Genomic DNA, 237 nt, shown 5'->3' on the forward strand with positions numbered 1-237 from the left:
CGTCAGCGTTGAAGGGAATGACGTTGCCACCAATCTGAAATGGATCATGTCATCCAATTCGCTGTGCTTCATGCGGCGGCCCCGGTATGAGACGTGGTTTATGGAGGGGAGGCTGATTCCCGATGTTCATTATGTTCTGCTGAAAGATGATTTCTCCGATCTCCAGGAGAAAATGGAGCATTACCAAAAATTCCCGGGAGATGCGCTGAGGATCATTCGCAACGCCAACCAGTGGGT

The 237-nt window shown here is 50.6% G+C and carries 1 protein-coding gene; it reads left to right on the forward strand.

Annotation, left to right across the window (positions count from 1 at the left end; all coding sequences use genetic code 11):
* Positions 1 to 237 (forward strand): glycosyl transferase family 90 (locus tag ACVA58_RS28675; protein ID WP_446513621.1); only part of this gene is annotated, 237 nt, incomplete at both ends.

This window comes from Photobacterium sp. DNB22_13_2, from assembly GCF_052873915.1.